This window comes from Lewinella sp. IMCC34183, assembly GCF_003390915.1.
Lineage (GTDB): Bacteria > Bacteroidota > Bacteroidia > Chitinophagales > Saprospiraceae > Neolewinella.
In genome coordinates this window covers 210,252-234,070 of the sequence record NZ_QMEM01000001.1, presented here as the reverse complement: position 1 = coordinate 234,070, position 23,819 = coordinate 210,252, and the positions used below count along the sequence as shown (strand labels likewise).

The window sequence follows — 23,819 nt, the reverse complement described above, 5'->3', positions numbered from 1 at the left end:
CATGATTAAAGGGTGATGTTGAGGCCGAAGTTGAGCACGCGCGACTGGGGGTAGTACTGGCCGCTGCTGTTGGTGCTCTCGGGATCGAAGAAGTTCAGGCTGTCGATGGTGAACAGGTTGAACGCGCTCAGGTAGGCACGGACCCGGCTCAGGCGGACCCGCTCGGTGAGGACGGTGGGGAGGGTATAGCCTACCTCGATGGTCTTCAGGCGAACGTAGTCCTTGCTGAAGAGCCAGTACGTGTTGTTGCCGTAGTTACCCCCGGTGTAGTAGGTATTGCCCCGCTCGGCCAGCCGCGGATGCTCGCTGCTCGGATTGGCGATGCTCCACCGGTTGTCGTATTGGTACTTCAGGAAGTTGCCGATGGTGCCGGATTCCGTCTGTACCCGCAGCGAGGAACCCGTGGCACCCTGCAGGAGCATATTCAGGTCGAAGCCACCGTAGCTGGCCCGGAAATTGGCGCCGAAGTTGAAGGTCGGGGTACCATTATCGTCGATGCGTACCTGGTCGTCGCCGTTGATGATGCCGTCGCCGTTCTGGTCGACGAACTTCATGTCGCCGGGGCGCAGGTTATTGGTCACGGCGGAGTAGTTAAGCTCGGTGTTGTTGATGTCCTGCTGGTCGATGAACACGCCGTCGGACTCGTACACGAGGTAGGCGCCGATGGGCTTACCCTCCTGCAGTTGGTAGTCGGGGGCACCGCTGATCTCGTCCAGAAAGATCACCTTGTTCTTGGCATAGCCGCCGTTGATACCGAAGCGGTACTGCAGGGCGTTGTTGGCGTTGCCATTGTAGCCGAGGTTGAACTCGAAGCCCCGGTTCTCTACTTCGCCGGCATTGACGGGGGGCAGCAGGCTGCTGATGCCCGAGGACGAGGGAGTGGAACCGGTTTGCTGGATGAGGATCTGGGTACGCAGGTTGCGGAAGGCTTCCAGGGTAACGTCCACGCGGTTGTTGAACAGAACGGCATCTACGCCCACGTTGTAGTTATTGGCACGTTCCCAGGTAAAACTGGGGTTGGCCAGCAACTGCTCCCGGAGGGTGGTGACGTTGGCCCCACCGATCGGGAAGTTGCCGAAGCCGTAGGTAGAGAGGAAAGCGTATTCCTGCAGTGAGCCGTTAAAGAATACCTGGTCGTTGCCCATCTGACCGTAGCTTGCGCGCACCTTCAGGAAGTCAATACCGGAAACGTTGAAGAACTCTTCGTTACTCGCGGTCCAGCCGAGCAGGATGCCGGGGAAGAACCCGAAGCGATCTTCCTCGGGGAAGATGTAGGAGCCGTCGTAGCGCCAGATGAACTCGGCGAGGTACTTGTCCTTGTAATCGTACTGCACCCGGCCGTAGTAGCCGAGACGGGCGCGATTATACCCCGAGCCGCCGGTATTCATGTTCAGGTTACCGCCGGCAAAGAGCTGATCGACTGCGGTGGAGATGTAGTTGCGGCGGAAGGCGTTGAAGTTCGTACCGTCGAAGGTTTCACGGGTCACACCGGCCATCAGTCCGAGGGAGTGTTCGCCGGGCAGCTCCACGTCGTAGTTGAGGCGGGCGGAGAGGTTCGTGTTGAGGATGCGTTCGTCGGACTGAAAGAGGCGCGGATCCTTGAAGTTGGACCGGATGGCGCCCTCCAGTGCGGGCACGCCCTCGTTGTCGTAGGACTGTCCGTCCCAGCTGTACAGTGTCCAGGGCGTTTGCCAGACCTTGCGACTGTTGACCTGCTGGTCAAGGGCGGCGGACAGGGTGAGGGCAAGGCCGTCAACCCAGGGCTGCGACAGGGTGAGGCTACCGTTGGTCTGGACGAAGTCGCGGATGTCCTTGTCGTAGCCCGTTGCGTTCGTGGTGATTACGTAGGGGTTCTGCCCGTTCTCGATGTCGGGGCCGGGCAGGCCGTTGGGCCACACCTCGTGTTCGAAGGGCTTACCACGCATCAGCATCCGAAAGATGGATCCGGCACTCTCCGTGGGGAAGTTCCGGTTTTCCCGGCGGAGCAGTACGCCGACGCTGGTGGTGATGTAGTCGTTCACGTCCGCATCCAGGTTGATGCGCATGTCGTACTGCTTGTAATTGGTGGCCGAGTTCTTGTAGAAGGCATCCTGGGTGGTATGACCCAGGGAGGCCAGGTAGCGAACGTTGTCGGTTCCGCCATCGACCTGCAGGGTATGGCGACCCTGGGGGGCCCAGGTCTTGAACGCATCGTCGAACCAGTCGGTGTCGGGGTGCCCCCACGGGTCGGAGCCGTCTTCGTATAGCCGAAGGTCTTCCGGGGAGTGGGTGGCATTGATCGGATTGACGCCGTCGGTCGGGGAAACGTACACGCCGGTCTCCTCCAGGGCGTTCCAGGCGTCTCCCCACTCGTCGACCGGAACACCGGACTGGTAGATCTGAAGTTCGTTGATGATCCGACCGTACTCCGAGGCGTTGGCCATGTCGGGGATGACGGTTGGCTGGGCCCACCCCTGATTGAAGTCGTAGCTCACCGAAGGCTTGCCCGTGGTGCCCCGCTTCGTGGTAATGAGGATGGCACCGTTGGCGGCGCGGGCCCCGTAAATGGCCGCCGAGGCGTCCTTGAGTACGGAGATGGACTCGATGTCCTGGGGGTTGAGGCGGGCCAGTCCACCGGCCCGGTCCGGGACGCCGTCGATGACGATCAGCGGACTGCTGTTGCCCAGCGTATTCTGGCCACGGATATTGATGGAGGCGTTGTCGGATCCCGGCTCACCGCTGCTCTGAATGACCACGACCCCCGGCAGACGGCCGGCGAGCGAGGCACCCAGGTTGACCGAGGGCGACTCTTCGAGCTGCCCGCCGGAAACCGATACTACGGCGCCCGTAACGGTGGCCTTCTTTTGTTTGCCGTAGGCTACTACCACCACCTCGTCCAGAAGCTCGCCGCTCGACAGGCTGAGGGAGATGACGTCGTTCTCCCCGATGGGGACCTCTTTGGTGCCGTACCCGGTGTAGGAGATTACGAGCGTTTCCTCGGGAGAGGCCTCAACGCTGTAATAGCCGTCGATGTCGGTCACGGTTCCGCGGGTAGTGCCCTTTACGAGTACACTGGCCCCGATGAGTGGATCGCCGGTACCCTCATCGGTGAGGGTACCCGTGATGGTTTTTAGCTGCGCGCTGAGGGATAGCGTGAACAGAACGGCCAGCGCGCTGAGGCCGGTTCTGAGCATTACGTAACGTCTGTTCATAATATACTAGTTTGCATGATGCGGACCCCTGGATGAGGGGATGGGTTACATGATCGTGAGTCTAAAGCAAAATACCACACCGGTCGTAGCGCAGGCGGCAGTACAATGGTAGGTAGTTACAAGACGAATGTAGCCAAAATTCTGAATTACATATCTCCCCGGTCGGCAATCTCAGCGCAAATTACATCGGTTGTCCAACGGACAGTCTCCCGGCGCCCGCCCGTCCGGGTCTCGGTTAAGATATGCGATTGATGCAAACGATTGCGGGTCTGGCAGTTACCTGGTGTGGCGTTTCCCTCCGGTTTTTACGACCTAGCCGAAGCCAACCTGACGGTGCGCCGGATCACTGACCAAGTCGCCGCAGCCGTCCGTTAATTACCGCCATCACCAGCCGGTCCGCCCCATCGTAGATTAGTAGGTCGGCCGGATTTCCAACGTCGATGTCGCGGGAAATGCTACCGGAAGGGGTGAGCACCCGCAGTACCTCCGTTGGTGGCGGGTCGGGTAGGATAGTTGTGGCCTTGACGGCGGTGTAGCCGTCGCGGTAGAGAGCCGTGGGGTCGAGGTCGCGGATCGCGTTCGCTCCCAACGCGGTAGGATACACTCTTCCGGGGACCACGCGGAAACTGTCCAGGTCCACCCGTTCGAAGGCACCGAAGGTCGACAGGTCGCCCAAGTCGCTGATGTAGGCCGAGGAGGTGTAGCGGCGATTGTCGGGCGGCAGCGTACGCTCGGCGATGCGGAAGCCGATGTCGAGCACGAAGCTGCCCTCGGGGCGCTCCACGCGGGCGTTCTCCAGGATCAGCGCGTGCATGCCGTTGCTCTCGTTTTCCGGAATTTCCAGGTAGTCCGCTACCGAATACTGTTCGAAGCGCCCCGTTGCGATGGCGTGCAGGCCGTTGATGAGCCCGAGGACGTTCAGGCGGCGGATCTCCTGTTTCTCGGGGTCGCCGGGGTAGCCGCCCGACTCGATGAGCACCGTGCGGGTGCCCCACTTTTGCAGGTTATCGCCGAAGGCGCGGGGCTCGAAGTCGTCGTTGTAGCGGCCGATCTGCCCGGGCACGGCCTCCTGCCAGCGGTCGTTGAGCAGGGCGATCAGCTGGGCGGCGTCGGTGCGCTTTTGGCTCATGGATTTCTCCCAGTCGAAAGCCGGCGCCAGGATGGAGATCACGCAGCCTTTCTCGCCGGGGAAGCCGGCAGAGTAGTAAATGCCCTGATCGTGGAGATTGAATCCCCAGTCGGCCTGCAGGCGATCCCGCTCCCCCTTGAGGACGCGCGCCTCCGGGCTGGTCAGGTGCAGCGCGTCGCGGTTGAGGTCGATGCCCAGGGCGTTACGGCGCTCGTAGCGGTTTGCCCCGTCGGGGTTGAGCATGGGGATGAAGGTGAGGTGCAGCGACTCACGGAGCGTGGCCCGGAGGGAATCCAGTCCGTCGTCCCGGCCCGCCAGCCAGTGAAACAGGTCGAACAGCGCCGCCGTTGCCGTGGGCTCGTCGCCGTGCATCTGCGACCACAGCAGTACCTCGGTGGGCCCGCTGCCCCACTGCACCCGGTGAATGGCCCGCCCCTCTACGGACGTACCGGCGGTGTCTACCCCAAAGCCCCCACCCAGGGCGGCGTACAGCGGGGCCAGGTCCGCCGGCTTGAAGCGGCGGGTGGTGAGGCTTTCTTCCCGGTACCGGTCAACGGAAGTCTCCACCGCCGCGAAGGGGAAATCGGGATAGTTGGTCACGGGGGCCGGACCCTGACTCTCGGCACAGCCAATCACCAGAACCCACAGCAGCAATACCGCGGCGGGGCGGCTAAAACGGGAGGAAGTCATCATCTACTTGCTATCGCTCAGGTCCAGTAATTCCACGTTGCGGAAATCGATGGGATGGCTTTCGGCCTGCAGGGCGATGTAGCCCTCCGTCAGGATTTCCCCTTCGCGTTTCTGCCAGTCCTGCAGGGAGTAGACCCCTTCGCCGTTGCCGGCCCCGTCGGCGCTGAGGCCGACGGCCCCGAAGTCGCCGCCGATCTGCGGGTGCTGAAAACTGAGCACCGTATCTCCTTCGATGAGGAAGTGCATGGCCTCGCCACCCAGTACGATCGCCTCCGCCCGGATCCAGCCGTCGCCGTCGTAGGTTTCCGATGCAGCGTTGATGCAGTGATTGAAGTTTATGGTATCCCCCATCATCACCGCCGTGCCCGGCGTGCACACGTTGCCGGTAGTCCGTTCTCCGGTCCCGAGCCCCCCCAGGAGCTGCAGTTCCACCGATACCGGAAAGTCCTGTCCCATCTCGTTGCTCGCTGCGCTCTGAGAATGCAGCATCACCCCGCTGTTGCGGACGTTCCAGCTGGCCCCGCCGGGTGTTTGGTCCCCCGTGAACCGGTACTCGAAGCGGAGCTTGTAGCGCGAGTAAGGTTGCTGGTAGTACAGGTGCCCGTAGGCATCGTCGAAGGCCTCGTAGTCCGCATAACTCACCCGCAGCATGCTGTCCTCCACCCGCCAAGTGTTACGGAAGTTGTCGTTCAGCGGCCGGCCGGCCATCTTGATGTCCCACCCGGACAGGTCCCGGCCGTTGAATAGCGGCACCCATGCTTCCTCCTGCGTCCCGGTATCCGTCGCGGCCGCTTCTTCCGGCACGTCCTGGGCGCCGCAGGCTGGGAGTAGCAGCAACAGGAAAAGGGGCCATGAAAGCCGGGCCGGTAGGCGATTCATGAACGGGGTGGGGCGGGGACGCAGGTGCATTGAAGTTTCCTTTGGACCAATGTACCCCGGAACCCGTAATTCGACAAGCCGGTCGGCGCGGGTCGGAAAGCGTCCCGGGTGGTCATTACCTTTATGACCGATGGCCCGGAGAAGATTGGTGTCAGGAGTTAGCGTGAACTGTAATCGATCGTGCATACCCCCTTGGGTTGCCGCCCTGCTGCTGCTGGCCGGGTGGACGACTTCCCTCTGTGCCCAGTTCGGCGGTCCGGTTACCCGCAATCACCTTACGGCCGAGGTACTCCACGACAGCAGCGGAACGCTGCACCCCGATCGGCTGCTTTCGAAGCTCGGGCAGTTCGGTTCCCCGCAGGGTCGGATCGTGGTCGCCGGACGCCACTACCTGTGGTTGCGCACCCGGCTCATCAATTCGTCGGCTACCTCAGCCGCCTATACGCTTCGCTATTCCTCCGCCGTCGATACCGCCTGGGTGTACGTTCCGGAGAACACCGGCCGGCTCGGACTTCGTTACCGGGAGATCGCGGCGCGGCAGGACACCGCTGCCGTCGTGCCGGACTACCAGTTCCGGCTCCCGGCGGGCAGCCAGCAGCCGGTGTTCTTGCGCGTCAGTCTCCGACAGTCCATACCTGACACGGAGGCGGCCCGCCTGGTCATCGACCGCCCCGACGGCGTTTCCGCGCTTGTCTACAGTCTGTGGTCGGCCTTCTACATCGGGGTGCTCATCTGTATGGGGCTGCTGAGCCTCATCATGCTGCGGCTGTTCGGGGATAGGGTCTTCCTGTACTTCGCGTTCCTGATGCTCAGTTTCGTAGTCTACACCCTCTGCGCCGGCGTTATATTGGATGCCCTCGAGCGAAACGTACTGGGCAATCCATACTTCCTGGCCATCCCGGCGGCAATAGGTGGGGTGGTGGTAGCGATCACAAGGTTTACCGTGGTCTTCCTGCGGCTGCGACGCGACCATCCCCGGGCCGCCGAAAGAATGCGCAAGCTAATGTGGACCACCTTGGTAGGAATGTTCCTGCCCTGGACGGTGGCGCCGACCCTGCGGGGTGCCGTATGGGGCACCCACTTTGTTGTCTTTGTGTGGATTCTTATGGCCTTGTTTATCCTGTTCCGGTTGGGTCCGTCGCGCCACGCCAACATACGTCGCTACTTGCTCGCGGTGGCCTGCGTGGCGGTTCCCGCGCAGGCGGATACGGCCTACGTGATCCTGACCGCCCGCAGTGATTTGCTCATGCAGGTAGGGGTACAATTGGGGTCGGTCGCCTTTTCAGGTCTACTGCTTGCCGGGCTCTACGCTCAGGTCAAGGTTCTGCGCGCCGAAACGACGGCCCTGGCCGAGGCTTCCCGGCTACGGACGCGCTTCTTTGCAAACATTTCCCACGAGTTCCGTACCCCGCTGACCCTGATCATGTCGCCCCTGGAGCGCCTGCTGGAACGGGAGGATAACGATCCCGATCGCGAAGAATTGCTCCGGATCGCCCACCGCCACGCCGGCCGGCAGCTGGAGTTGGTTAATCGTATCCTCAGGCTCACCCGTCTGGAGGCACACGAGGACGTGCTGGAAGCCCGGCCCACCGACCTGCGCAGTCTCGTACGCGCCGTTGTCGACGACTTCCGTCCCGCGGCCGAGGCGCACGGCGTCGCCTTTTCGCTTACGCAGTCGGGTAAACCGTACTGGCCGAGGGTAGACCCCGTCAAGGTGAACGACATCTTGTTCAATCTGCTGTCGAATGCCCTCAAGCACACACCCGCCGGGGGCAGGGTAGGGGTGCACCTCGCCTTCACGGAAGCGTGCACCCGCCTCAGCGTCACCGATACGGGTAGCGGCATACCCGCCGACCAGTTGCCTCACGTGTTCCAGCGCTTCTTCCGCGCGGGTGGCGACGACGTGCCGGGGGCAGACAGTACCGGTATCGGCCTGGCCATCGTACGCGAACTCGTGGAGCTCCACGGGGGCCGGGTGTCCGTTACGAGCGAAGTAGGTAGCGGATCGACCTTCGAAGTGTTCTTGCCGGTCATCCAAGCCGCCGCGATGGACGCGCAAGTTGCTGAAGATCAGGATATAGTAAATTATGAAACAGTGTGCGACGCCCCGAATGAAACGCTCTCGGGCGTAGGTGGTGCCCCGTCCCACCTCCTGATCGTGGAAGATAACGAGGAGCTATGCAAGTTGCTACGCTTGTTACTGGCCGACCGCTACCGCATTACCGTGGCCCCCGATGGGGTAGAAGCCCTGCGGTTGGCCCGCCGGGTGTCGCCGGACCTGATCCTCAGCGACGTCATGATGCCCCGGATGGACGGATTTGCCCTCTGCGCGGCCCTGAAGACCAACCTGGAAACGAGTCACGTACCGGTGATCTTACTGACCGCCCGCGGGGATGTCGGCCAACGCATTCAGGGGCTGGAGACGGGGGCCGACGCCTACCTGACCAAGCCGTTCAACGACCGGGAATTGATCACCCAGATCGAAAGTCTGCTCCGGAGCCGCCGTCTGCTCCGGCAACGCTACGCAACGTCCATCGCCCTGCGGCCTAGCGAAGTCGCGGTAACCGAGGTCGATCAGGATTTTCTTGCGCGCGCACTGCAAATTGTCGAGGACAGCCTGGCAAACCCGGACTTCAAGGTTGCCGACTTTGCCCGCGAGGTCGGGATGAGCACCGCCAGCCTGAACCGGAAACTGCGGGCTTTGCTGGATCAGTCCACCAATCAGTTCATTCAGGGCGTACGCCTGCAGCGCGCCGCCGAACTGCTGACCGCGAGCCAGTACACCGTAGCCCAGGTTGCCGAGCTGACGGGCTTCACGAGTAGCGCCTATTTCGTACGTCTTTTCCGGGAGAAGCATGGCGTTACGCCGGGTGTCTTCCAGCGGGAAAGGTCGGCTTCATCGTAGCGATTTTGTTAGCGTTGTCGTTACGCTACGTTACGGTTGATAAGAAGGCCATTAGCGCCGGACACCAGTATTTGGTTTGCCTAAAATTGTATGTATGGAAGGTCCCTTGGACTTAGAAAAGAATTGGTGCGGCACACACAACAGAGGATTTTTCCCCGGACTATTAGCGTGGCAGCGCCAACTTCAAATAATTGATTAGATGAGCATGACATCACCTAAGTGGGGTAAAGCAACTGGGTTTGCGCTTCTTGTTTTGCTCTCACTATTTATGATATGCATCGTATTTAGAAGGAACGCCTGGAGTGTAGTCTTCCCAAAAGCTGGACAAGTCATAAATAACTGAGCTGCAATTGTCCACTTTTTGTGGAAGGCTACATGCGTACCGTTCGTCCGCTTGATGAGTTCAATTGACCGGAAGCTTACGACTTCATTTACGACCAGCGGTGGCTCGTCGTTTGGGGTGATGGGAAGATAGCGCAACGAAGGGATCAACCGCTGAAATCTCGGGATTCGGCAAGTTGCATCTGCTTTTCGGCTTGTTGTTTCCGAAATGCCCGAATAGCTTTGTGCACCCTTGATATTCTATTTTAAAAGGATCCGATCCATGCACAGCAAACAACTGTCCGTAGGGGGCATACATTCCGGGAGTAACCCCCGGAAGGTCACCCCAATTCACCTTTACCTATTCGCAGCACTATTAGTGGTGGTGACCTCACCGGCTACCGCACAGTATCACGCCGAGGTCAGCACCGTACGGGGTATCAATAACCCGGAAGACCTCATTCGGACTGGCCGGGGCGTGAACGTGGCCAGCACCCATCTCCATATAGACGGTTCCGGACCCACAAGCATGCGGAAGTGGCGGCGGCGCTATGCGGCGGATTTCGAACGGTGCATACTCGCGCGTGAGCAACCCTCAGGACCGGAGGATAGTGGATTCGAGTCGCAGTTTGCCAAGCCCCGCATTATTAACACGACCGATCTAGGCGCCGACCCGGACGACAAACAGTCCATGGTACGCCAGTTGGTCTCCGCCGACGTATACGACATCGAGGGGTTGATCGTCGCAACGGGCTGCTGGAAGCCAAGGCAGGAAAATACGGCTATGCTCGATAGCCTGCTCGACGCCTACGCGGCGGCGTATCCTAACCTAAGCGTACACGCCCCCGACTTTCCCACGCCGGACTATCTGCGGTCCGTCTCCGCGATGGGTCAAACCGGATACGGTATGAGCGACGTAGGCGCGGGAAAGGACAGTCCCGGATCCAATCTCATCGTTGCCGCCGTAGACCGTGACGACCCACGCCCCGTATGGGTCATGGGCTGGGGCGGAATGAATACGGTTGCACAAGCCATCTGGAAGGTACGCGAAACCCGTTCGGCGGAGAAATTGAATAGTTTCCTGGCCAAACTGAGATTATTTGACATCCTGGGCCAGGACGATGCCGGATCCTGGATCGCTCATACTTTCCCGGAAGTATTTTATATCCGGGCCACCGACGTGTACGGTTGGCAACCCACGGACACCTACCTGGACGAGCACGTGCAGAACCACGGTCCGCTGGGTGCCGTTTATCCCGACCGGATCTGGGCGACCGAGGGTGATACGCCTGCGTTTTTGCACGTCTACCCCAACGGCCTGCATGATCCGGAACAAGTCGGACAGGGAGGCTGGGGCGGACGCTTCGACACGACCGAGCGGGCGGGTATCCGCAGCATGTCGGAAGTTGCCAAGATCATGCCGGGAGCGGAAGAACAATACGACCCCTACTATATGTACGGTAATATTGCGGTGGGAGAGGCCACCTTCGGCCGCTGGAAGGAGGCCATTCACAACGATTTTGCTGCGCGCATGGACTGGAGCATCACCGACATCTACGCCGCGGCAAATCACCACCCCATGGCAGTACTTAATGGTAGTTACTCCCGGGAGGTGCTCACCCTGGAAGCGCACCCGGGTACGGATGTCTCGCTGAGTGCGGAAGGCTCGCTGGATCCGGACGGAGATGGTATGCACTACGCATGGTACTACTATCCGGAAGCCGGCTCCTACGACGGTCCGCTCACCATTGCAGCAAACGAAGGTCCCTCCTGCGTCGTTCAAATTCCCAAAGGAGCGGCGGGCCGAAGCCTGCACATTATACTGGAAGTCCGAGACAGCGGAACGCCGACGCTGGTCGCCTACCGCCGCATGATCATCAACGTAGGTAGGAAAAAGTAAACGGACTCGGAATGGCAACCTTCAACGAATCCCGTGCCCCCTTCAAACCTTATGGCCTAAGCTGCGAGCGGTGGACCCCCAGCCTCATGGGGCGGCCGGATCGACATAACGAAATCGAGCTCAATTACCTTCCCCGTGGTTCGGTTACCTACCTTCTGCAGGACCGCCGGGTCACCCTTCCGCCCAACCGGCTTGCCATATTTTGGGGACTCATTGCGCACCAAATTGTAGAATTCGATTGTCCGCAACCCTATTTCGTGTGTACCATTCCCTTCTCCGTATTCTTGGAGTGGAGGCTGCCGCCTTCGTTCGTAAGCCGTGTTCTAGGCGGGGAGGTCCTGCTCGAACAACGTGTGAAGGCAGCTACCTCCGATGAATATTTGTTGCACGGCTGGATGGAGGATGTTCATACCCCGGCGGGCCGCAGCGTGATGTTGCAGGAAATGCATGGCCGTATAGCGCGTATGGCGCTACACCAGGATCCGAAGTTCGGGCCCTCCGAACCCTTACTTCCCCTGGCATCCCCGGAGATCAACCAGGTGGAACGCATGGCGGTCTTCATTGGTCAAAATTTCCGGGAGCCAATCCGGAGCGCCGACGTCGGTAGAGCTGTCGGTTTACACCCTGACTACGCAAACGTGGTGTTTAAAAAAGCATTTTCCCTCTCAATCAGCGAGTACATTACTACCGAGCGGATCGCGTACGCCAGCCAGCAATTGATGGCCACGGTAACTCCAATTACGGAAATTGCTTTCGCCAGTGGCTTTAACTCGCTTAGTCGGTTCAATGCCGCTTTTCGCAAGAGTAATCGTTGCACGCCACGAGCGTACAGAAAGGGTGCCCCCCCTTCGGTCACCCCGGCCTAGCGGCCGCCGGCCCCGAGCCACCGCCACCGCTCGGCCCAGTCCATAAGTACGGCTTCCCGCCATTTACCGATTGTGAGTCCGCCCTGTATGGCCCCGTCGTAGAGCTCCGGATCGGACCGGTCGGTATACCAATGGTCGCCGAGAGGAAAATCGGTGGGGCGAGGATCGGCCGGCCAGGTATTGCTGATCACCAGCTCGCCCACGCGGTCGTCAAGGGCCGGGATCGCGGAGGCAAAGCGGTAGGCAAGCACTTCCGCTTTTTTGGGAGCGTAGCGTAGGGTATACTGGCCGTCACCCAGGTAATATCCGGGCCAGGTCTGTACGGTGTTACCGTAGCCTACCTCCATACTGAAACATACGGAATCCGGGGGTGCCCTGATGTGAGGACCGGAGAAGTGAAATTCGACCACCGCGCAGAAGGCGACCGTGTCCGCGCGGCTGGTGACGCCTTCGTACACCACCCGGGAACTATGGTCGATAGGGATGAAACTCCCGCCCCAGCTTTCGCGGCCCGGCTGAGTGGGATCTCCATCCATGAGGTAGGGTAGGGAAGGGGTATCCCCCATCTTGATTTGTCCCCCGTAGTAATTGATGAAGTCCTCTCCGAGGTGGCCACCGCCCTTTATGTACTTCTTGTAGTATGCGGAGGTAGAAATGCGGTCCAGCTGTTCGTTATCGGAAAAGAATCCGTAGTAGGAGGAATTAACTTCGATGAACCAGAGTTCCGGAAACTGGGCAGCTACGTAAGCGTAACTGTTCACGCTCCATTTTTTGTTGGGCCCTCCGATCCAGTATATGCGGATCTTGTCGGCGATATCCGGTGCATCGTGCAGGGCCTGTGCCACGTCGTCAAGTCCGCCCCAGACCTGAATCCACAGGGGCGCGGATGTTGGCTTTCTGGCACAGCTAATTATCCAATCGGACCCTTCGGTAGCCATTGAATAACCGGCGTGAGGTGCAGCACCCCGACGTCCCTGTTTAGTCACCGCACGCAGGTGGCGCGGAGTGGCAAAACCTTTTCCGTGTGCTTGTAGCTTAGGCAGGTCCTGCTCGTAGAGGTGGATCATACGCAGGATTTCCCGGCTTGATCCCGCCCCGTAGGAGGGCGAGGAGACTAGCCCTTCGATGGTGAATCGGTCGCTGTACATCAATAAATGCGCCATCGACTGATTATCGTCGGGGTCAGTGCCGCCGATGTCGGTGCTTACCAGTACGCGTGGCTTGTTCGGTACCGGAGCTTGGGAGTGCATCACGACGGGGCCACCGATGAGTAAGAGTATAATAAGGAGCTTATGCATGGTCGAATATTAGTGGGCTGGACAAGGATCCTTATGAATTACTACCCGCAAATGCAGGGAGTCGCCCAGTCCACCGGGAAGAGACGAACGGAAGGCATTGCCTAAGCGAACGGTGGTACCCTTTGGCCAAGAAAAGCCCGCGAACTCCTAGTGCAAGATGAACGGGTAATCTGGAAGGGGTGTAGCCCGATTTCACCAATACTATTCTTTTCATTCCCTTCTGCCGGTCCGAATTTTAAATTATCTGATGCGGTAACCTCAAAGTTAATGTTGGGCAGATATACCGCATGAAATCTAGGATTCCGCTCAGTTTTCCGGCGAATGGCACTGGTTTTGCGTGGAACGTACCCTTAAGTTTGACCTCACATCAGATTTTACGGCTCGTCCATAGGCAGAACCGTCGACGGCGCACGAATAGGAATTTGGGCTCTTTACTGCATCGATCTACTACCTGTTATGTCAAAAGTCCTCATGCACTTAGTCAGCCGATTATATATCCACCTGCGCCCGCTACGGCTTCCTTTAGTAGGCTTGCTGTTGGCCACTGCCGGTTGCTCCGCCCAACCCTCCTCCCCACCAGCGCGCGAACGCGTCCGCGTGCTCGTGACCACCGATGGCGAAATTGACGACGCTTGCTCCCTGGTGCGCTTTCTTCTTTACACCAATGAGTGGGACGTCGAAGGCATTATCACCTCTAGCTCTCAGTACCACTGGCACGGCCACAACTGGGCGGGGGACGACTGGCTGGATCCCTACCTAGCCGCCTACGCGGAGGTATATCCCAACCTAACCAAACACGATCCGGGCTATCCCACGCCTCAGCACCTGCGCTCCGTCGCCCTGCTCGGAAACGTTGCAGAAGCCGGTGAAATGGACTCTATCACCGCCGGGTCGCAACATATCGTGGAGGTGCTCCTGGACGATGCGGACCAACGGCCCATCTGGGTGCAGGCATGGGGAGGGACGAATACCATCGCCCGAGCGCTGAGGACGATCGAGGAAGAACACCCCGTGCGGATGGAGGAAGTAGCCAAAAAGCTGCGCTTCTTTTTCATTTGGGAGCAGGATTCCACGTATCAGGCGTACATCCGGCCCAACTGGGGTAAGTACAATATTCCGACCATCGTGTGCGACCAATTCTGGGCCATCGCCTACCAGTGGAATAAGATCTTACCCGCGGACAAGCGCCGCTACTTCGAGGCCGATTGGATGAAAGAAAATATACTAGCAGGCCACGGCCGCTGTGCTCGCTGTACGCCGCCCATGAACCCGGTAGTCATGGGCTGTCGGGCGATGCCGATTTCACTCCCGGGGATTTCCGGTCGGAGGGCGACTCGCCGGCTTTTCTGCACACCATTGATGTCGGCTTGCGCAGTATGGAGTCGCCCGATTACGGCGGTTGGGGCGGCCGGTACGTGCGCGCGCGAGAGAACACTTGGTTTGACCCGTATCCGGATAGCACCTCCACCTACCCGCCGGGCAGGTATTACACAAGCAATGCGTGGGGCCGGGTGTACATGCGGGAGACCTACCCCGAACGGCAGGACTTGATGGAAGCGTACTTCCGTCCGCTCACCCGTTGGACCGATGCCCTCCAACGCGACTTCGCTGCACGGGCCGACTGGTGCGTGCTACCTTACGATCGCGCGAACCATCCGCCCGTAGTGGCTCTGGCCCATTCAGAAGACCTGAAAGCAAGCCCGGGAGACGTCGTTCTCCTGAGCGCCGCCGGGACGACGGACCCCGACGGCGATGCCCTGAGCTACCGCTGGTGGTACCACGAGGAAACAAGCAAAGGAATAGGACCCGTTCTTATAGCGGGCGGCGGGGCGCAGGATGCAGTGTTGCGGGTACCCGAAGCCGCTATAGGTTCTACCATTCACCTAATCTGCGAAGTAACCGACGACGGTCTGCCTTCTCTCACGCGCTACCGGCGGGTCATCATCACGGTAATTTAATGAGCCCAGAAAAATTGAAACCAACCTACCTTTCATTCACAGCTTCAACATCTCAACCATGATCAGCGCCTCTATCTACCCGTACGGAGTGGTACTGCTTGCCCTAATGATGAGTGTCAGCTTAGTAGCCCAGCAACCCGCCTTCCCGACCGCCCACGGGTACGGGAAATACTCGCTTGGGGGCCGGGGCGGGGCGGTTTACATCGTTACCAACCTGGATGACAGCGGAAGGGGCAGCCTCCGACAGGCCGTGGAAGCTTCCGGGCCGCGCACGGTCGTTTTTCAAGTTAGCGGGAACATTGAACTGGCGAGTCCGCTGACCATCCGCAATCCCTATCTTACCATTGCCGGACAAACGGCTCCGGGGGCGGGTATCTGTTTGAAGAACTATCCGCTGAACATCGACGCGGACCACGTCATCGTGCGCTACCTGCGCATTCGTCCCGGAGACATATCCGGCCGGGATTACGATGCGGTTTCCAGCCGATACCATAAGCACATCATGCTGGACCACCTATCGGCGAGCTGGAGCGTGGATGAAACCCTATCGGTGTATCACTGCGATAGCATCACGGTACAGTGGTCGATGATTACGGAAAGTATGTACGACTCCAATCACGAGAAAGGTACGCACGGCTTCGGAGGCATCTGGGGATCAAACCACGGGAGCTACCACCATAACCTGCTGGCGCACCACACCAGCCGCAACCCCCGTATGGCGTCGGGGTCCGGATTCACGGATTTCCGGAACAACGTCATTTACAATTGGGGGTACAACAGTACCTACGGGGGAGAAGCCAATCAGGTGGGCAACGATAAGTTCAACTTCTCTACCTTCAACGTGGTAGCCAATTACTACAAGCCCGGTCCGGCAACCTTACCGGGTGAGGTAGCGTACCGGATTGCCAATCCTTCATTTAGGGGCAAAGAGGACCACGGTAAATGGTACGTAGCGGAAAACGTGATGGAAGGGAATGAGACGGTTACCGCTGACAACTGGGCGGGCGGTATCCAAACGGATCTGCCAACGGAACAGTTCCGGCTTTACAAACCCTGGTCAGCTATGCCGGTTGCCGCGCATTCCGCACACGAAGCCTACGGAGTCGTACTGGACTCCGCCGGAGCCGTCCTGCCGCAAAGAGACGGGATCGATACCCGCATCGTAGGAGATGTCCGTAGCGGGGGCGCCACCTTCGAGGGGAAAAGCTACCGGCGGGATCACGGGGAGATCGGCACCGAGCGCATCTCCGGAATCATCGATACCCAACAAGACGTCGGTGGCTGGCCCGATTTACCTATCGGACCGGTACCATCCGATACGGATAAGGACGGTATGCCGGATGGCTGGGAGGATGCCAACGGCCTTGACAAACATGATTCCGAAGATCGAAATACGTTAGCGCCTGATGGCTACACTATGCTGGAGAAGTACTTGAACAGTATCTGATAGGGTAGGGGGCAAATCATGACCATTCCTGAATAGTGGCTTTATCGTTCTATAGCAGGAGCACCGTTCGCCCTCCCCGGCTGAATGCTCAGGTTGCAGATTGTGTAGAAGCGTAAGCTAGAAAAACCTAGCAACCTAATATTATTCAGTTAGTTATGCGGAGTGGTATCCTGAATTTGTTTTCTTGGTTTAGTTTCCCTGCGCGAGCCCATATAGCGGTTTACGTTGTTCCGTATTTCAATTTTGAGGCGGTATGAACAAGGAGAGGCTGATAGGCGGCTGGCGATATCAGAGTTTTGAAGCTCTTTGGCTCTACGATCTGTGCCACGAGTTTCGCCGCAACACTGGCAAGTAACCCTTTCTGTACCGGCAAAGTCAGTCTTTCCATTTTTCCCATAATTTATATTATGTTAAGTAGAGATAAAGAAGCCTCCCCCGGTGACGACGCCAGTACAGTCAAACGCGCCTCACGGACCTCAATCAATCACCCCCCCCCCCTCAGCCCCGAGCTTTCAAAAATTCGGCCACCGACAAGACCGGTAGCTTTGCTGGAGTAAAATTCCGCTATTTACGGGTGATGATCGCTTCCGATCCGCTTTCAAGCGCGGAGTAGTACTGCAGGGCGTCTTCAAAATCGGTGAACGTGTCGTCGTTCAGGGCTAGCCGTACGACCTTTCCGCTTAAGTCGACCAGCTGTACCAGTAGTGTAATGTCTCGGAGGACGCGCATGGTGGTAAGTCGGTCGAGTTGCCGCCCGAGAATGAAACTGGCGTTGGCGATGGTCAGCGAGGAAACATAAAGCTCCAGTTGAGCCCGGTCAGCCCGGGAAAACAATTCCGCCGCGGCCGGGTACTCCTGGCGCCGGCCCAGCAGGTCGAGTACTATATTGGTATCGATAAACAGCCAAGTCATCCATGCTTGTCGACCAGGTAGGCTGTATAATCAGCCCGGTACCGATCTTCGTCATCCGGCAGGTTAACGACGCCACTAAGCCGGTCCACCAACGAAGTGTAAGTAGGTGTCCCTCCTCTACCCTCCGGTGCAGTCAGTAACGCCCCATACTGCTCGATCATGCGCGACAGATTGGTTGCCCGGTTCCGGCCGAACTCCTTGGCGCGGTCGATGGTCGCGGCACTAAGCAGGTGGTTTTTGTACTTAGCTGTCCCCTGCTCTGCGGACCGCCTCCGCGTCAACACCTTCCCCTTCTATTTCCGGCCACCCGCGAAGGACGAAGTCGGCAATGGCCTGCAGCCTCGCTGCCGGAGCACCGTCCCGTGCCAGGGTCGAAAAACCCTGCACCGTACAACTGACGAGGGCAGCAAGTGTCCCGGCATCCGTATCCACGGGAAGCAACCCCCCGGTCTTGTCCCGCTCTATCCGGCTGGTCAGTAACGCTTCTAAGGCAGCACGCGTAGCGGCACCCTCCGCTCGTACATCAGCGGCGGCCGGTGAGCCGGTGGCCAGTCCGGTGCCAATTAGGCAGCCCTTCGGCGTGTCCTCGCCGGTGAAGGTGCGAACGGCGTTAGCCAGGACCATCGCGGCGGCCTCCCGTGCACTGGCCGCCCCCGCGATGGCTTCTGCTTGGCTTTGCGGATCGCCCAGGTAGAGTCGCATAGCCTCCAGGAATAGCTGCTTCTTGTCCCCGAAAGCGGAGTAGATCGCCGGGGCGTTGATTCCCATGGCCCGGCTGAGGTCGGATATGGAAGTTGTCTCGTACCCTTGGGCCCAGAAGGTCTTCATGGCCGTCTCGAGGGCGGCCTGACGGTCGAAGCTTCGCGGACGGCCGGGGGATCGCTTTTTCGCAGAGGTTGTGTTTTTCATAATGATCGCTCGTAAATGTCTATAGAATAAAGGAATGAGACTAAACTTTAGTTTCCTAGTGACCGTTAGGTAAATAAAAGAAAGCAAGAATATGCCCATTCAGACATCATCTCAACCAACTCCAGATACTATGAAAAGTTGGATCGCCAAGTCCGGCGTGGATTCCATAGCGGATCTGGCCTTTGAAACGGCACCCGTGCCGGTGCCCGGCCCCGGTGAAGTTCGCATTCGAGTGAAAGCAGTGTCGCTGAACGCCCGCGACCTCATGGTGCTCGAGCAGGGCTTCATGCGATCACCGCAAGTGGATCTCGTCCTTGGATCGGATGTTTCCGGAACCGTCGATGTCCTGGGTGAAGGGGTAACCGACTGGCAGGTAGGCGATCATGTCGTCAATCTTCACTTCAACGGCTGGTTCGACGGGGTGCCGCCCGCTTTGGCGGGGGGTGGACTGGGCAGCCTTGAAGAACAGGGCGTTCTGGCTGAGTACATCGTCCTGCCTGCAGACCGTATTTCCGCGGCCCCGCGCGGTTTCAGCCACCCCGAGGCGGCCTGTCTTCCCTGCGCCGGCGTCACCGCCTGGAATGCGCTGATGGCCAGCCAACCCGTTGGCGAGGGCGACAAGGTATTGGTCATCGGTACGGGCGGCGTAGCTACTTCCGCCATGATGATCGCCCAGGGCGCGGGCGCAGAGGTTATCCAGCTGGTGCGGCGCGACGATCACAACGACCGGCTACGCTCCCGGGGCATCGAAACCATCATCAATTCCGCGTCCGAGGAGGACTGGGGGCAGGCCGTCGCCGAGGCGACCGGAGGGGTCGACAAAGTCATAAACACCATTGGCTTCGGAGCAGTCAACCAGGCGCTGACCGCCTGTGCTTACGGCGGAGAAGTGGCCGTCATCGGTCTGCGCGATCAGAAGGGTCCGGCCCTCGGCTTCGAACTCTTCGGTAAGTCGGTACGCGGCATCATGGTGGGAAGCGCCAGCATGTACGCCGCACTGAAGGAGCAACTGGAAACGTCGCGGAAAAAACCGATTATCGAACGGACGTATCCCCTGGCGGAAACGGATGCCGCACTTCAAGCCATGAAGCAATCCGGCCGCCTCGGAAAAATCGTGGTCACCACTGAGGCATAGGGGGAACCCCTACCCGCGCACCCGCATGAATAATTATGCGGCCCAGCCAATCGACCCACCGCCAGTATTTATGACTATGCAATCGGTACCGATCGCCCTTAAAATCCATACGCATGACTTTATCAGATTACAGAACCCTCGGCAGATCGGGATTAATCGTGAGTCCGCTCGCCCTTGGTACCATGACGTTCGGAAATTCTTCCTGGGGTTCGCCGGATGACGTTTCGGAACGAATCTTTGATACTTACCTGGATCGGGGGGGCAACTTCGTCGACACGGCGGATGTCTACTCCTCCGGTCGCAGCGAGGAGTTGCTTGGAACCTTTATCCGGCAGTCCGCCAGGCGGGACCGCATCGTGTTATCCACCAAGTTCGGCTTCAACGCCGAGGCGGGCAACCCCCACGCCGGTGGAAATGGTCGGAAGAACATCCACCGGGCACTGGAGGGTTCGCTGCGCCGACTCGGTACGGGTTACATCGACCTGTATTGGATGCACGTCTGGGATATGGTTACTCCAGTTGAGGAAGTGCTGCAGACCCTTACGGATCTCGTCCGGCAGGGGAAGATCCGCTACTTCGGCTTTTCCGATATGCCCGCCTGGTACGCCGCGAAGGCTGGTGCCCTGGCGCGCGACGGTCGGCTTATCGGACCGGTAGCCCAGCAGTTGTACTACTCCCTCGCCGAACGAAGCATCGAGCGCGAACACCTCCCCGCGGCCCGGAATGCCGGCCAGGGCATTGTACCCTGGAGCCCCCTGGCCTATGGTTTCCTGACCGGCAAGTATCACCGGACCAGCGACGGGGGGCTGGCTTCCGGCAGCGGGCGACTTGACAAATTCAATCCTATGTTCCCAGAGGTAACCGATCAGCACTGGGCCACGCTTGATACATTGCGTAACCTAGCGGATGAAAGCGACTATTCCCTGGCGCAGATCGCGCTGGCCTGGGTAGCCAATCGCGCGGGCGTCGACGCTACGCTTACGGGAGCGCGATCGGTCGAACAACTGACGGAAAATATCGCGGCGTTGGAGGTTGATCTTCCCCGGGAGGCCTGGAGTAAACTCGATGCGGTTAGCCGGCCCGCACACACCTTTCCATACCATATCTTCACCCCGGAAGTTAATCGGGGGGTGTTTGGGGGGCATCGGGTTCGTCCCTGGTCCGGAGGCCACTGAAGCGTTGGCTGCAAGGAGTAAAAGTGGTACCCATCTGCAGTGCCCCCTGGTCACCGATTGGTAAGAGCCCGTTGAAGTCCCCTACATTGAGACTTACCTACAGGTGAATAAGAAACCATCATGGTGGACATTGAGCAGATAACGGTCAACGACCGCAGCGAGTTTTTAGACAAATAAACCAGGTAGGTTGATTATTAGGCGATGTCTCGACAGTACACCCCGAAACGGTGCCCCGGTACGCGCTGACGCTGCTAACCCTAATTGAGCTGAGCCTCCCTTGGTGTAATATCCACCTCCACGGCTACCGTTTCCAGCTCCTCGCGCAGCGCCGCTTCAATGTCCAGCGGCTGCCCCAGCAGGTCGGTAAACCGCCATTCCGCAAAGTTGGGCTCGAATTTGTACCGGCCCCAGGCGGCGGTGCACATGATGGGCGGATTGACAATCTCCGTGAGGTAAATGCCCCACTTCCCGTTCTCGTTCTTGAAGGTCTTGCGGACGGTATAGACCTTTCCCTCGGCGGGATGATTCGGGATGTCAGCGGGGATGCGCTTGGCGTCTACACAGATTACTTCTTTACCTAGCATGTTGATCGTTGTTAGTGTGTCAGTACTAATTACCCCCGAGGGGGCCGCTTAGTTTCGTGGTACCTAAGATCCCGCGTTTCCCGTCCCGGTAGCGCCGAAAAATGCGTAGATTTTCCCTTCGGTGGGACGCCACGCCGGGCCGGATACGTCAGATCACCCGCTTCGCTCACCCGCTGCCTTTGCATACTTGCTCCATCAACTTCAAAAGCCTGCTTCGCATGAGACTTCTTTCCCTCTGCTGCCTGCTGCTCCTCACCGTGGCCTGCACCACCCCTAAATCGACCGCCGGCAACGACGGGTGGATTTCTCTCTTCGACGGAGAGTCCCTGGAGGGCTGGAAGGCCAGCGAGCACCCCTCCACCTTCTCGGTCGACGACGGCAAGATCGTGGTCCACGGACCGCGGGCGCACCTCTTTTACACGGGGCCCGTCATGGACCACGACTTCACCGACTTCGAGTTCAAGGCAGATGTGATGACCACCCCGGGCTCCAACTCCGGCATCTTCATCCACACCGCCTACCAGGAAGACGGCTGGCCGGCGAAGGGCTACGAGATCCAGGTCAACAACTCCCAGTCGGACTGGCGGCGCACCGGCAGCGTCTATTCCTACGACGACGTGCGGGAGGTGCACGTGCCGGATAACGAATGGTACACCCAGCACATCATCGTGCGGGGCAACCAGGTGATGGTCAAGCTGAACGACAAAACCGTAGTCGAGTACACCGAGCCCGCGGATATGGAGCAACCCGGAGACACCAAGGTGAAGGGATTGTCCAGCGGCACCTTCGCCCTGCAGGGACACGATCCCGACAGCAAGGTCTACTTCAAAAATATCATGGTCAAGCCCCTGTCGCGGTAGCGAGCCGGGCCTTCGGAGGCGTTCGGCTACCGTCGGCTGACCGGGCTTGATGCTGAAGTGCACGGCCGCACCTCGGCGCCGGAAAATCCGGCCCGCTCCGGGTGTTTCGTGAACGAAAAACCACGGTTCATACTTTCGCTGTAAGCCGGGTATACCCCCGGAGAATGCCGAAATCCAGGCGTTAATTAAACAGTCCTCATGAGCAACACGAACAACGATCCACAGTCGCCTGCGAACGGTCAGAATCGGGCGATTTACGTAGTGTACGCCCTCGCAGCGCCCCCCGAGCAGGTATGGCGTGCCCTTACCGAGCCTGAGCTGCTGGAGCAGTGGCTCTTTCCCAACGACATTGTCCCACAGGTGGACCATCCCTTCTCTTTTCGCACTACCCCCGCCCCCGGATTTGACGGAACTATCCGCTGCGAAGTCAGGGCGGTGGTACCCCATCTGTACCTGGTGTATTCCTGGAACAGTGGTCCGGTCCAGACGGTGGTGAACTTCACCCTGGACGCACCCACCGACGGATCTACCCGCTTGACCCTCCTGCACACCGGCTTCGGCCCGAAGGATGGCGCCATTTACGATCTGCTGGAAAAGGGTTGGCGCGTGCGCTCGGGTGGGTTACTGCAGGAGGTCGTAGCCTCGCTGCAGGATACCGCCGCCGGTAACTAATTGGTCAGTATGTGCCAACGGAGCGCACCGACCGGGGAGCCAAACGATGTGGGCCATCACCTGTTAATTTACCCTGCCATCAGCCGCACTGCTTATGCTACAGGTACGTGAAACTCCGGTTACTGACCACCGCCTGACCCCCTACGTAGCGGGATACGGACTCATACGGCTTCGCAGCGACAGCATCCACGAAAAGGAACTTCTCCCGTGGCCGGGCGGCTTTCTACTGTTCGTCAATCAGGCGTTTGAACTGGAGGGGCAAACCTATCCGTCCGGCTGCCTGCGTGGCATCCACGAATCCGCTTCCTGCCTCCGGTGGCAGGGCGACGAGCTGGAGGTGTTCGCCGTGCGCTTCGCGCCGTGCGGTTTACGGCCATTCCTCAGTGAACCCCTGGAACGGCTAACCAATTCCGTTAGCGCAGCGCCGGAACTATGGAACTCCCCGTCACCTTCCGTTTACCGGGCCGTAGCCGCCGCGCCCGTGCTGGAAACCAAGGTGACTATGGTGGAGGATTTTCTGATCGGTACCCTGAACGGTGGCGGTATCGATGCTATTGACCGGACTATAATGGAACTGGCCGATACGCTCCAGCACGATCCTTCCGCAACGGTTGGTCCGGCACGCGAACGGATTCCCCTCGGCAACCGCCAATTCGCGCGGAGATTCAAGGCGCTTACCGGAGTCACCCTGCGTACGTACCTAAGGATTTGCCGGTTCGCCTACGCCAAAACCAGTCTGCTCAGATCCTCCACCCCTTCCCTGACCGCGCTGGGGTATGATGCCGGCTACTTCGACCAGGCCCATTTTTCCCGGGATTTCACCCACCTGGCGGAGCAATCACCCAAGCGCTTCCCGGCGCACTACCCCCTCCACCGGCTGCTCGCGGAACGGGACGACTAACGCCCCGTCGACGGTCGCGATTTTACCCGTGGGGTCATCACCGTGTCGCTCCCGTACAATTATGCCCCACGGCCTACCCCGAACTTT

General features: G+C 59.3%; 18 protein-coding genes and 2 pseudogenes. 12 read left to right on the top strand and 8 right to left on the bottom strand.

Going from position 1 to position 23,819, the window contains the following annotated elements; all coding sequences use genetic code 11:
* Positions 1-5 precede the first annotated feature (5 nt).
* The 3 genes from DQG19_RS01000 to DQG19_RS00990 all read right to left on the bottom strand — a co-directional run bounded on the left by DQG19_RS01000 (position 6) and on the right by DQG19_RS00990 (position 5,847).
* On the bottom strand, positions 6-3,191 hold the full coding sequence (locus tag DQG19_RS01000) for a SusC/RagA family TonB-linked outer membrane protein (protein ID WP_116124368.1): 3,186 nt from the start codon (positions 3,189-3,191) through the stop codon (positions 6-8).
* 343 nt (positions 3,192-3,534) lie between these two features.
* Positions 3,535-5,013: a M14 family zinc carboxypeptidase gene (locus DQG19_RS00995; RefSeq protein WP_116124367.1), complete on the bottom strand. Its 1,479-nt coding sequence runs from the start codon at positions 5,011-5,013 to the stop codon at positions 3,535-3,537.
* On the bottom strand, positions 5,014-5,847 hold the full coding sequence (locus DQG19_RS00990) for a DUF1080 domain-containing protein (RefSeq protein ID WP_232826408.1): 834 nt from the start codon (positions 5,845-5,847) through the stop codon (positions 5,014-5,016).
* Positions 5,848-6,019: 172 nt separating this feature from the next.
* Between DQG19_RS00990 and DQG19_RS00985 the strand changes: the two genes are divergently transcribed.
* The 3 genes from DQG19_RS00985 to DQG19_RS00975 all read left to right on the top strand — a co-directional run bounded on the left by DQG19_RS00985 (position 6,020) and on the right by DQG19_RS00975 (position 11,881).
* Positions 6,020-8,794 carry an ATP-binding protein gene (locus tag DQG19_RS00985; protein WP_116124366.1) on the top strand — a complete coding sequence of 925 codons (2,775 nt, stop codon included), beginning with the start codon at positions 6,020-6,022 and terminating at the stop codon, positions 8,792-8,794.
* Positions 8,795-9,398: 604 nt separating this feature from the next.
* Positions 9,399-11,015 carry a DUF1593 domain-containing protein gene (locus tag DQG19_RS00980; protein WP_116124365.1) on the top strand — a complete coding sequence of 539 codons (1,617 nt, stop codon included), beginning with the start codon at positions 9,399-9,401 and terminating at the stop codon, positions 11,013-11,015.
* 11 nt (positions 11,016-11,026) lie between these two features.
* Entirely contained in the window at positions 11,027-11,881 is an 855-nt protein-coding gene (locus DQG19_RS00975) for a helix-turn-helix domain-containing protein (protein WP_116124364.1), read from the top strand.
* Here DQG19_RS00975 and DQG19_RS00970 read toward each other — a convergent pair.
* Entirely contained in the window at positions 11,878-13,179 is a 1,302-nt protein-coding gene (locus DQG19_RS00970) for a nucleoside hydrolase-like domain-containing protein (RefSeq protein WP_116124363.1), read from the bottom strand. The genes DQG19_RS00975 and DQG19_RS00970 overlap by 4 nt on opposite strands.
* A gap of 456 nt (positions 13,180-13,635) precedes the next feature.
* Between DQG19_RS00970 and DQG19_RS21605 the strand changes: the two are divergent.
* The 4 genes and pseudogenes from DQG19_RS21605 to DQG19_RS00960 all read left to right on the top strand — a co-directional run.
* Positions 13,636-14,361: pseudogene (locus tag DQG19_RS21605) on the top strand (DUF1593 domain-containing protein); the annotation flags it as partial.
* A gap of 23 nt (positions 14,362-14,384) precedes the next feature.
* Positions 14,385-14,540, top strand: a pseudogene (locus tag DQG19_RS21600) (hypothetical protein); the annotation flags it as partial.
* 156 nt (positions 14,541-14,696) lie between these two features.
* Positions 14,697-15,137 carry a PKD domain-containing protein gene (locus DQG19_RS21270; protein ID WP_232826407.1) on the top strand — a complete coding sequence of 147 codons (441 nt, stop codon included), beginning with the start codon at positions 14,697-14,699 and terminating at the stop codon, positions 15,135-15,137.
* Between the two features lie 58 nt (positions 15,138-15,195).
* On the top strand, positions 15,196-16,584 hold the full coding sequence (locus DQG19_RS00960; RefSeq protein WP_198661617.1) for a polysaccharide lyase family 1 protein: 1,389 nt from the start codon (positions 15,196-15,198) through the stop codon (positions 16,582-16,584).
* A 564-nt stretch (positions 16,585-17,148) separates the two neighbouring features.
* Here the strand turns inward: DQG19_RS00960 and DQG19_RS00955 are convergent.
* From DQG19_RS00955 to DQG19_RS00950, 3 genes are read right to left on the bottom strand one after another with little or no spacing between them, the layout of a single operon-like run.
* Positions 17,149-17,496 (bottom strand): type II toxin-antitoxin system VapC family toxin, encoded by a 348-nt coding sequence (locus DQG19_RS00955; protein ID WP_116124362.1) that lies wholly within the window; start codon positions 17,494-17,496, stop codon positions 17,149-17,151.
* Positions 17,493-17,780 (bottom strand): DUF6364 family protein, encoded by a 288-nt coding sequence (locus DQG19_RS21595; protein ID WP_410503609.1) that lies wholly within the window; start codon positions 17,778-17,780, stop codon positions 17,493-17,495. Before DQG19_RS21595 ends, DQG19_RS00955 begins: the two co-directional genes overlap by 4 nt.
* Complete coding sequence (locus DQG19_RS00950) at positions 17,740-18,405, bottom strand: TetR/AcrR family transcriptional regulator (protein WP_116125145.1); 666 nt, start codon at positions 18,403-18,405, stop codon at positions 17,740-17,742. Before DQG19_RS00950 ends, DQG19_RS21595 begins: the two co-directional genes overlap by 41 nt.
* A 130-nt stretch (positions 18,406-18,535) precedes the next feature.
* Between DQG19_RS00950 and DQG19_RS00945 the strand changes: the two genes are divergently transcribed.
* Both DQG19_RS00945 and DQG19_RS00940 read left to right on the top strand, forming a co-directional pair.
* Complete coding sequence (locus tag DQG19_RS00945; protein WP_198661616.1) at positions 18,536-19,540, top strand: zinc-dependent alcohol dehydrogenase family protein; 1,005 nt, start codon at positions 18,536-18,538, stop codon at positions 19,538-19,540.
* Between the two features lie 113 nt (positions 19,541-19,653).
* Positions 19,654-20,715 (top strand): aldo/keto reductase, encoded by a 1,062-nt coding sequence (locus tag DQG19_RS00940; protein ID WP_116124360.1) that lies wholly within the window; start codon positions 19,654-19,656, stop codon positions 20,713-20,715.
* Positions 20,716-20,972: 257 nt separating this feature from the next.
* Here the strand turns inward: DQG19_RS00940 and DQG19_RS00935 are convergent, their stop codons facing one another.
* Positions 20,973-21,299, bottom strand: a complete 327-nt coding sequence (locus DQG19_RS00935; protein ID WP_116124359.1) for a hypothetical protein — start codon at positions 21,297-21,299, stop codon at positions 20,973-20,975.
* A 218-nt stretch (positions 21,300-21,517) separates the two neighbouring features.
* Here DQG19_RS00935 and DQG19_RS00930 point away from each other — a divergent pair, with 218 nt between their 5' ends.
* From DQG19_RS00930 to DQG19_RS00920, 3 genes are all read left to right on the top strand, one after another.
* The gene (locus DQG19_RS00930; protein ID WP_116124358.1) at positions 21,518-22,159 is read left to right on the top strand and encodes a DUF1080 domain-containing protein; all 642 of its coding nucleotides are present in this window, start codon (positions 21,518-21,520) and stop codon (positions 22,157-22,159) included.
* Between the two features lie 198 nt (positions 22,160-22,357).
* Positions 22,358-22,831, top strand: a complete 474-nt coding sequence (locus DQG19_RS00925) for an SRPBCC family protein (RefSeq protein WP_116124357.1) — start codon at positions 22,358-22,360, stop codon at positions 22,829-22,831.
* Between the two features lie 94 nt (positions 22,832-22,925).
* Complete coding sequence (locus DQG19_RS00920) at positions 22,926-23,732, top strand: helix-turn-helix domain-containing protein (RefSeq protein ID WP_116124356.1); 807 nt, start codon at positions 22,926-22,928, stop codon at positions 23,730-23,732.
* Positions 23,733-23,819: the final 87 nt, after the last annotated feature.

Coding starts and splice junctions, on each gene's coding strand:
- DQG19_RS00970 (WP_116124363.1), bottom strand. CDS start 13,179: ATGCATAAGCTCCTTATTATACTCTTACTCATCGGTGGCCCCGTCGTG.
- DQG19_RS00940 (WP_116124360.1), top strand. CDS start 19,654: ATGACTTTATCAGATTACAGAACCCTCGGCAGATCGGGATTAATCGTG.
- DQG19_RS00960 (WP_198661617.1), top strand. CDS start 15,196: ATGATCAGCGCCTCTATCTACCCGTACGGAGTGGTACTGCTTGCCCTA.
- DQG19_RS00995 (WP_116124367.1), bottom strand. CDS start 5,013: ATGATGACTTCCTCCCGTTTTAGCCGCCCCGCCGCGGTATTGCTGCTG.
- DQG19_RS00920 (WP_116124356.1), top strand. CDS start 22,926: ATGCTACAGGTACGTGAAACTCCGGTTACTGACCACCGCCTGACCCCC.
- DQG19_RS00945 (WP_198661616.1), top strand. CDS start 18,536: ATGAAAAGTTGGATCGCCAAGTCCGGCGTGGATTCCATAGCGGATCTG.
- DQG19_RS00950 (WP_116125145.1), bottom strand. CDS start 18,405: ATGAAAAACACAACCTCTGCGAAAAAGCGATCCCCCGGCCGTCCGCGA.
- DQG19_RS01000 (WP_116124368.1), bottom strand. CDS start 3,191: ATGAACAGACGTTACGTAATGCTCAGAACCGGCCTCAGCGCGCTGGCC.
- DQG19_RS00980 (WP_116124365.1), top strand. CDS start 9,399: ATGCACAGCAAACAACTGTCCGTAGGGGGCATACATTCCGGGAGTAAC.
- DQG19_RS00935 (WP_116124359.1), bottom strand. CDS start 21,299: ATGCTAGGTAAAGAAGTAATCTGTGTAGACGCCAAGCGCATCCCCGCT.
- DQG19_RS00955 (WP_116124362.1), bottom strand. CDS start 17,496: ATGACTTGGCTGTTTATCGATACCAATATAGTACTCGACCTGCTGGGC.
- DQG19_RS21270 (WP_232826407.1), top strand. CDS start 14,697: ATGCGGGAGACCTACCCCGAACGGCAGGACTTGATGGAAGCGTACTTC.
- DQG19_RS00925 (WP_116124357.1), top strand. CDS start 22,358: ATGAGCAACACGAACAACGATCCACAGTCGCCTGCGAACGGTCAGAAT.
- DQG19_RS00930 (WP_116124358.1), top strand. CDS start 21,518: ATGAGACTTCTTTCCCTCTGCTGCCTGCTGCTCCTCACCGTGGCCTGC.
- DQG19_RS00975 (WP_116124364.1), top strand. CDS start 11,027: ATGGCAACCTTCAACGAATCCCGTGCCCCCTTCAAACCTTATGGCCTA.
- DQG19_RS00985 (WP_116124366.1), top strand. CDS start 6,020: ATGGCCCGGAGAAGATTGGTGTCAGGAGTTAGCGTGAACTGTAATCGA.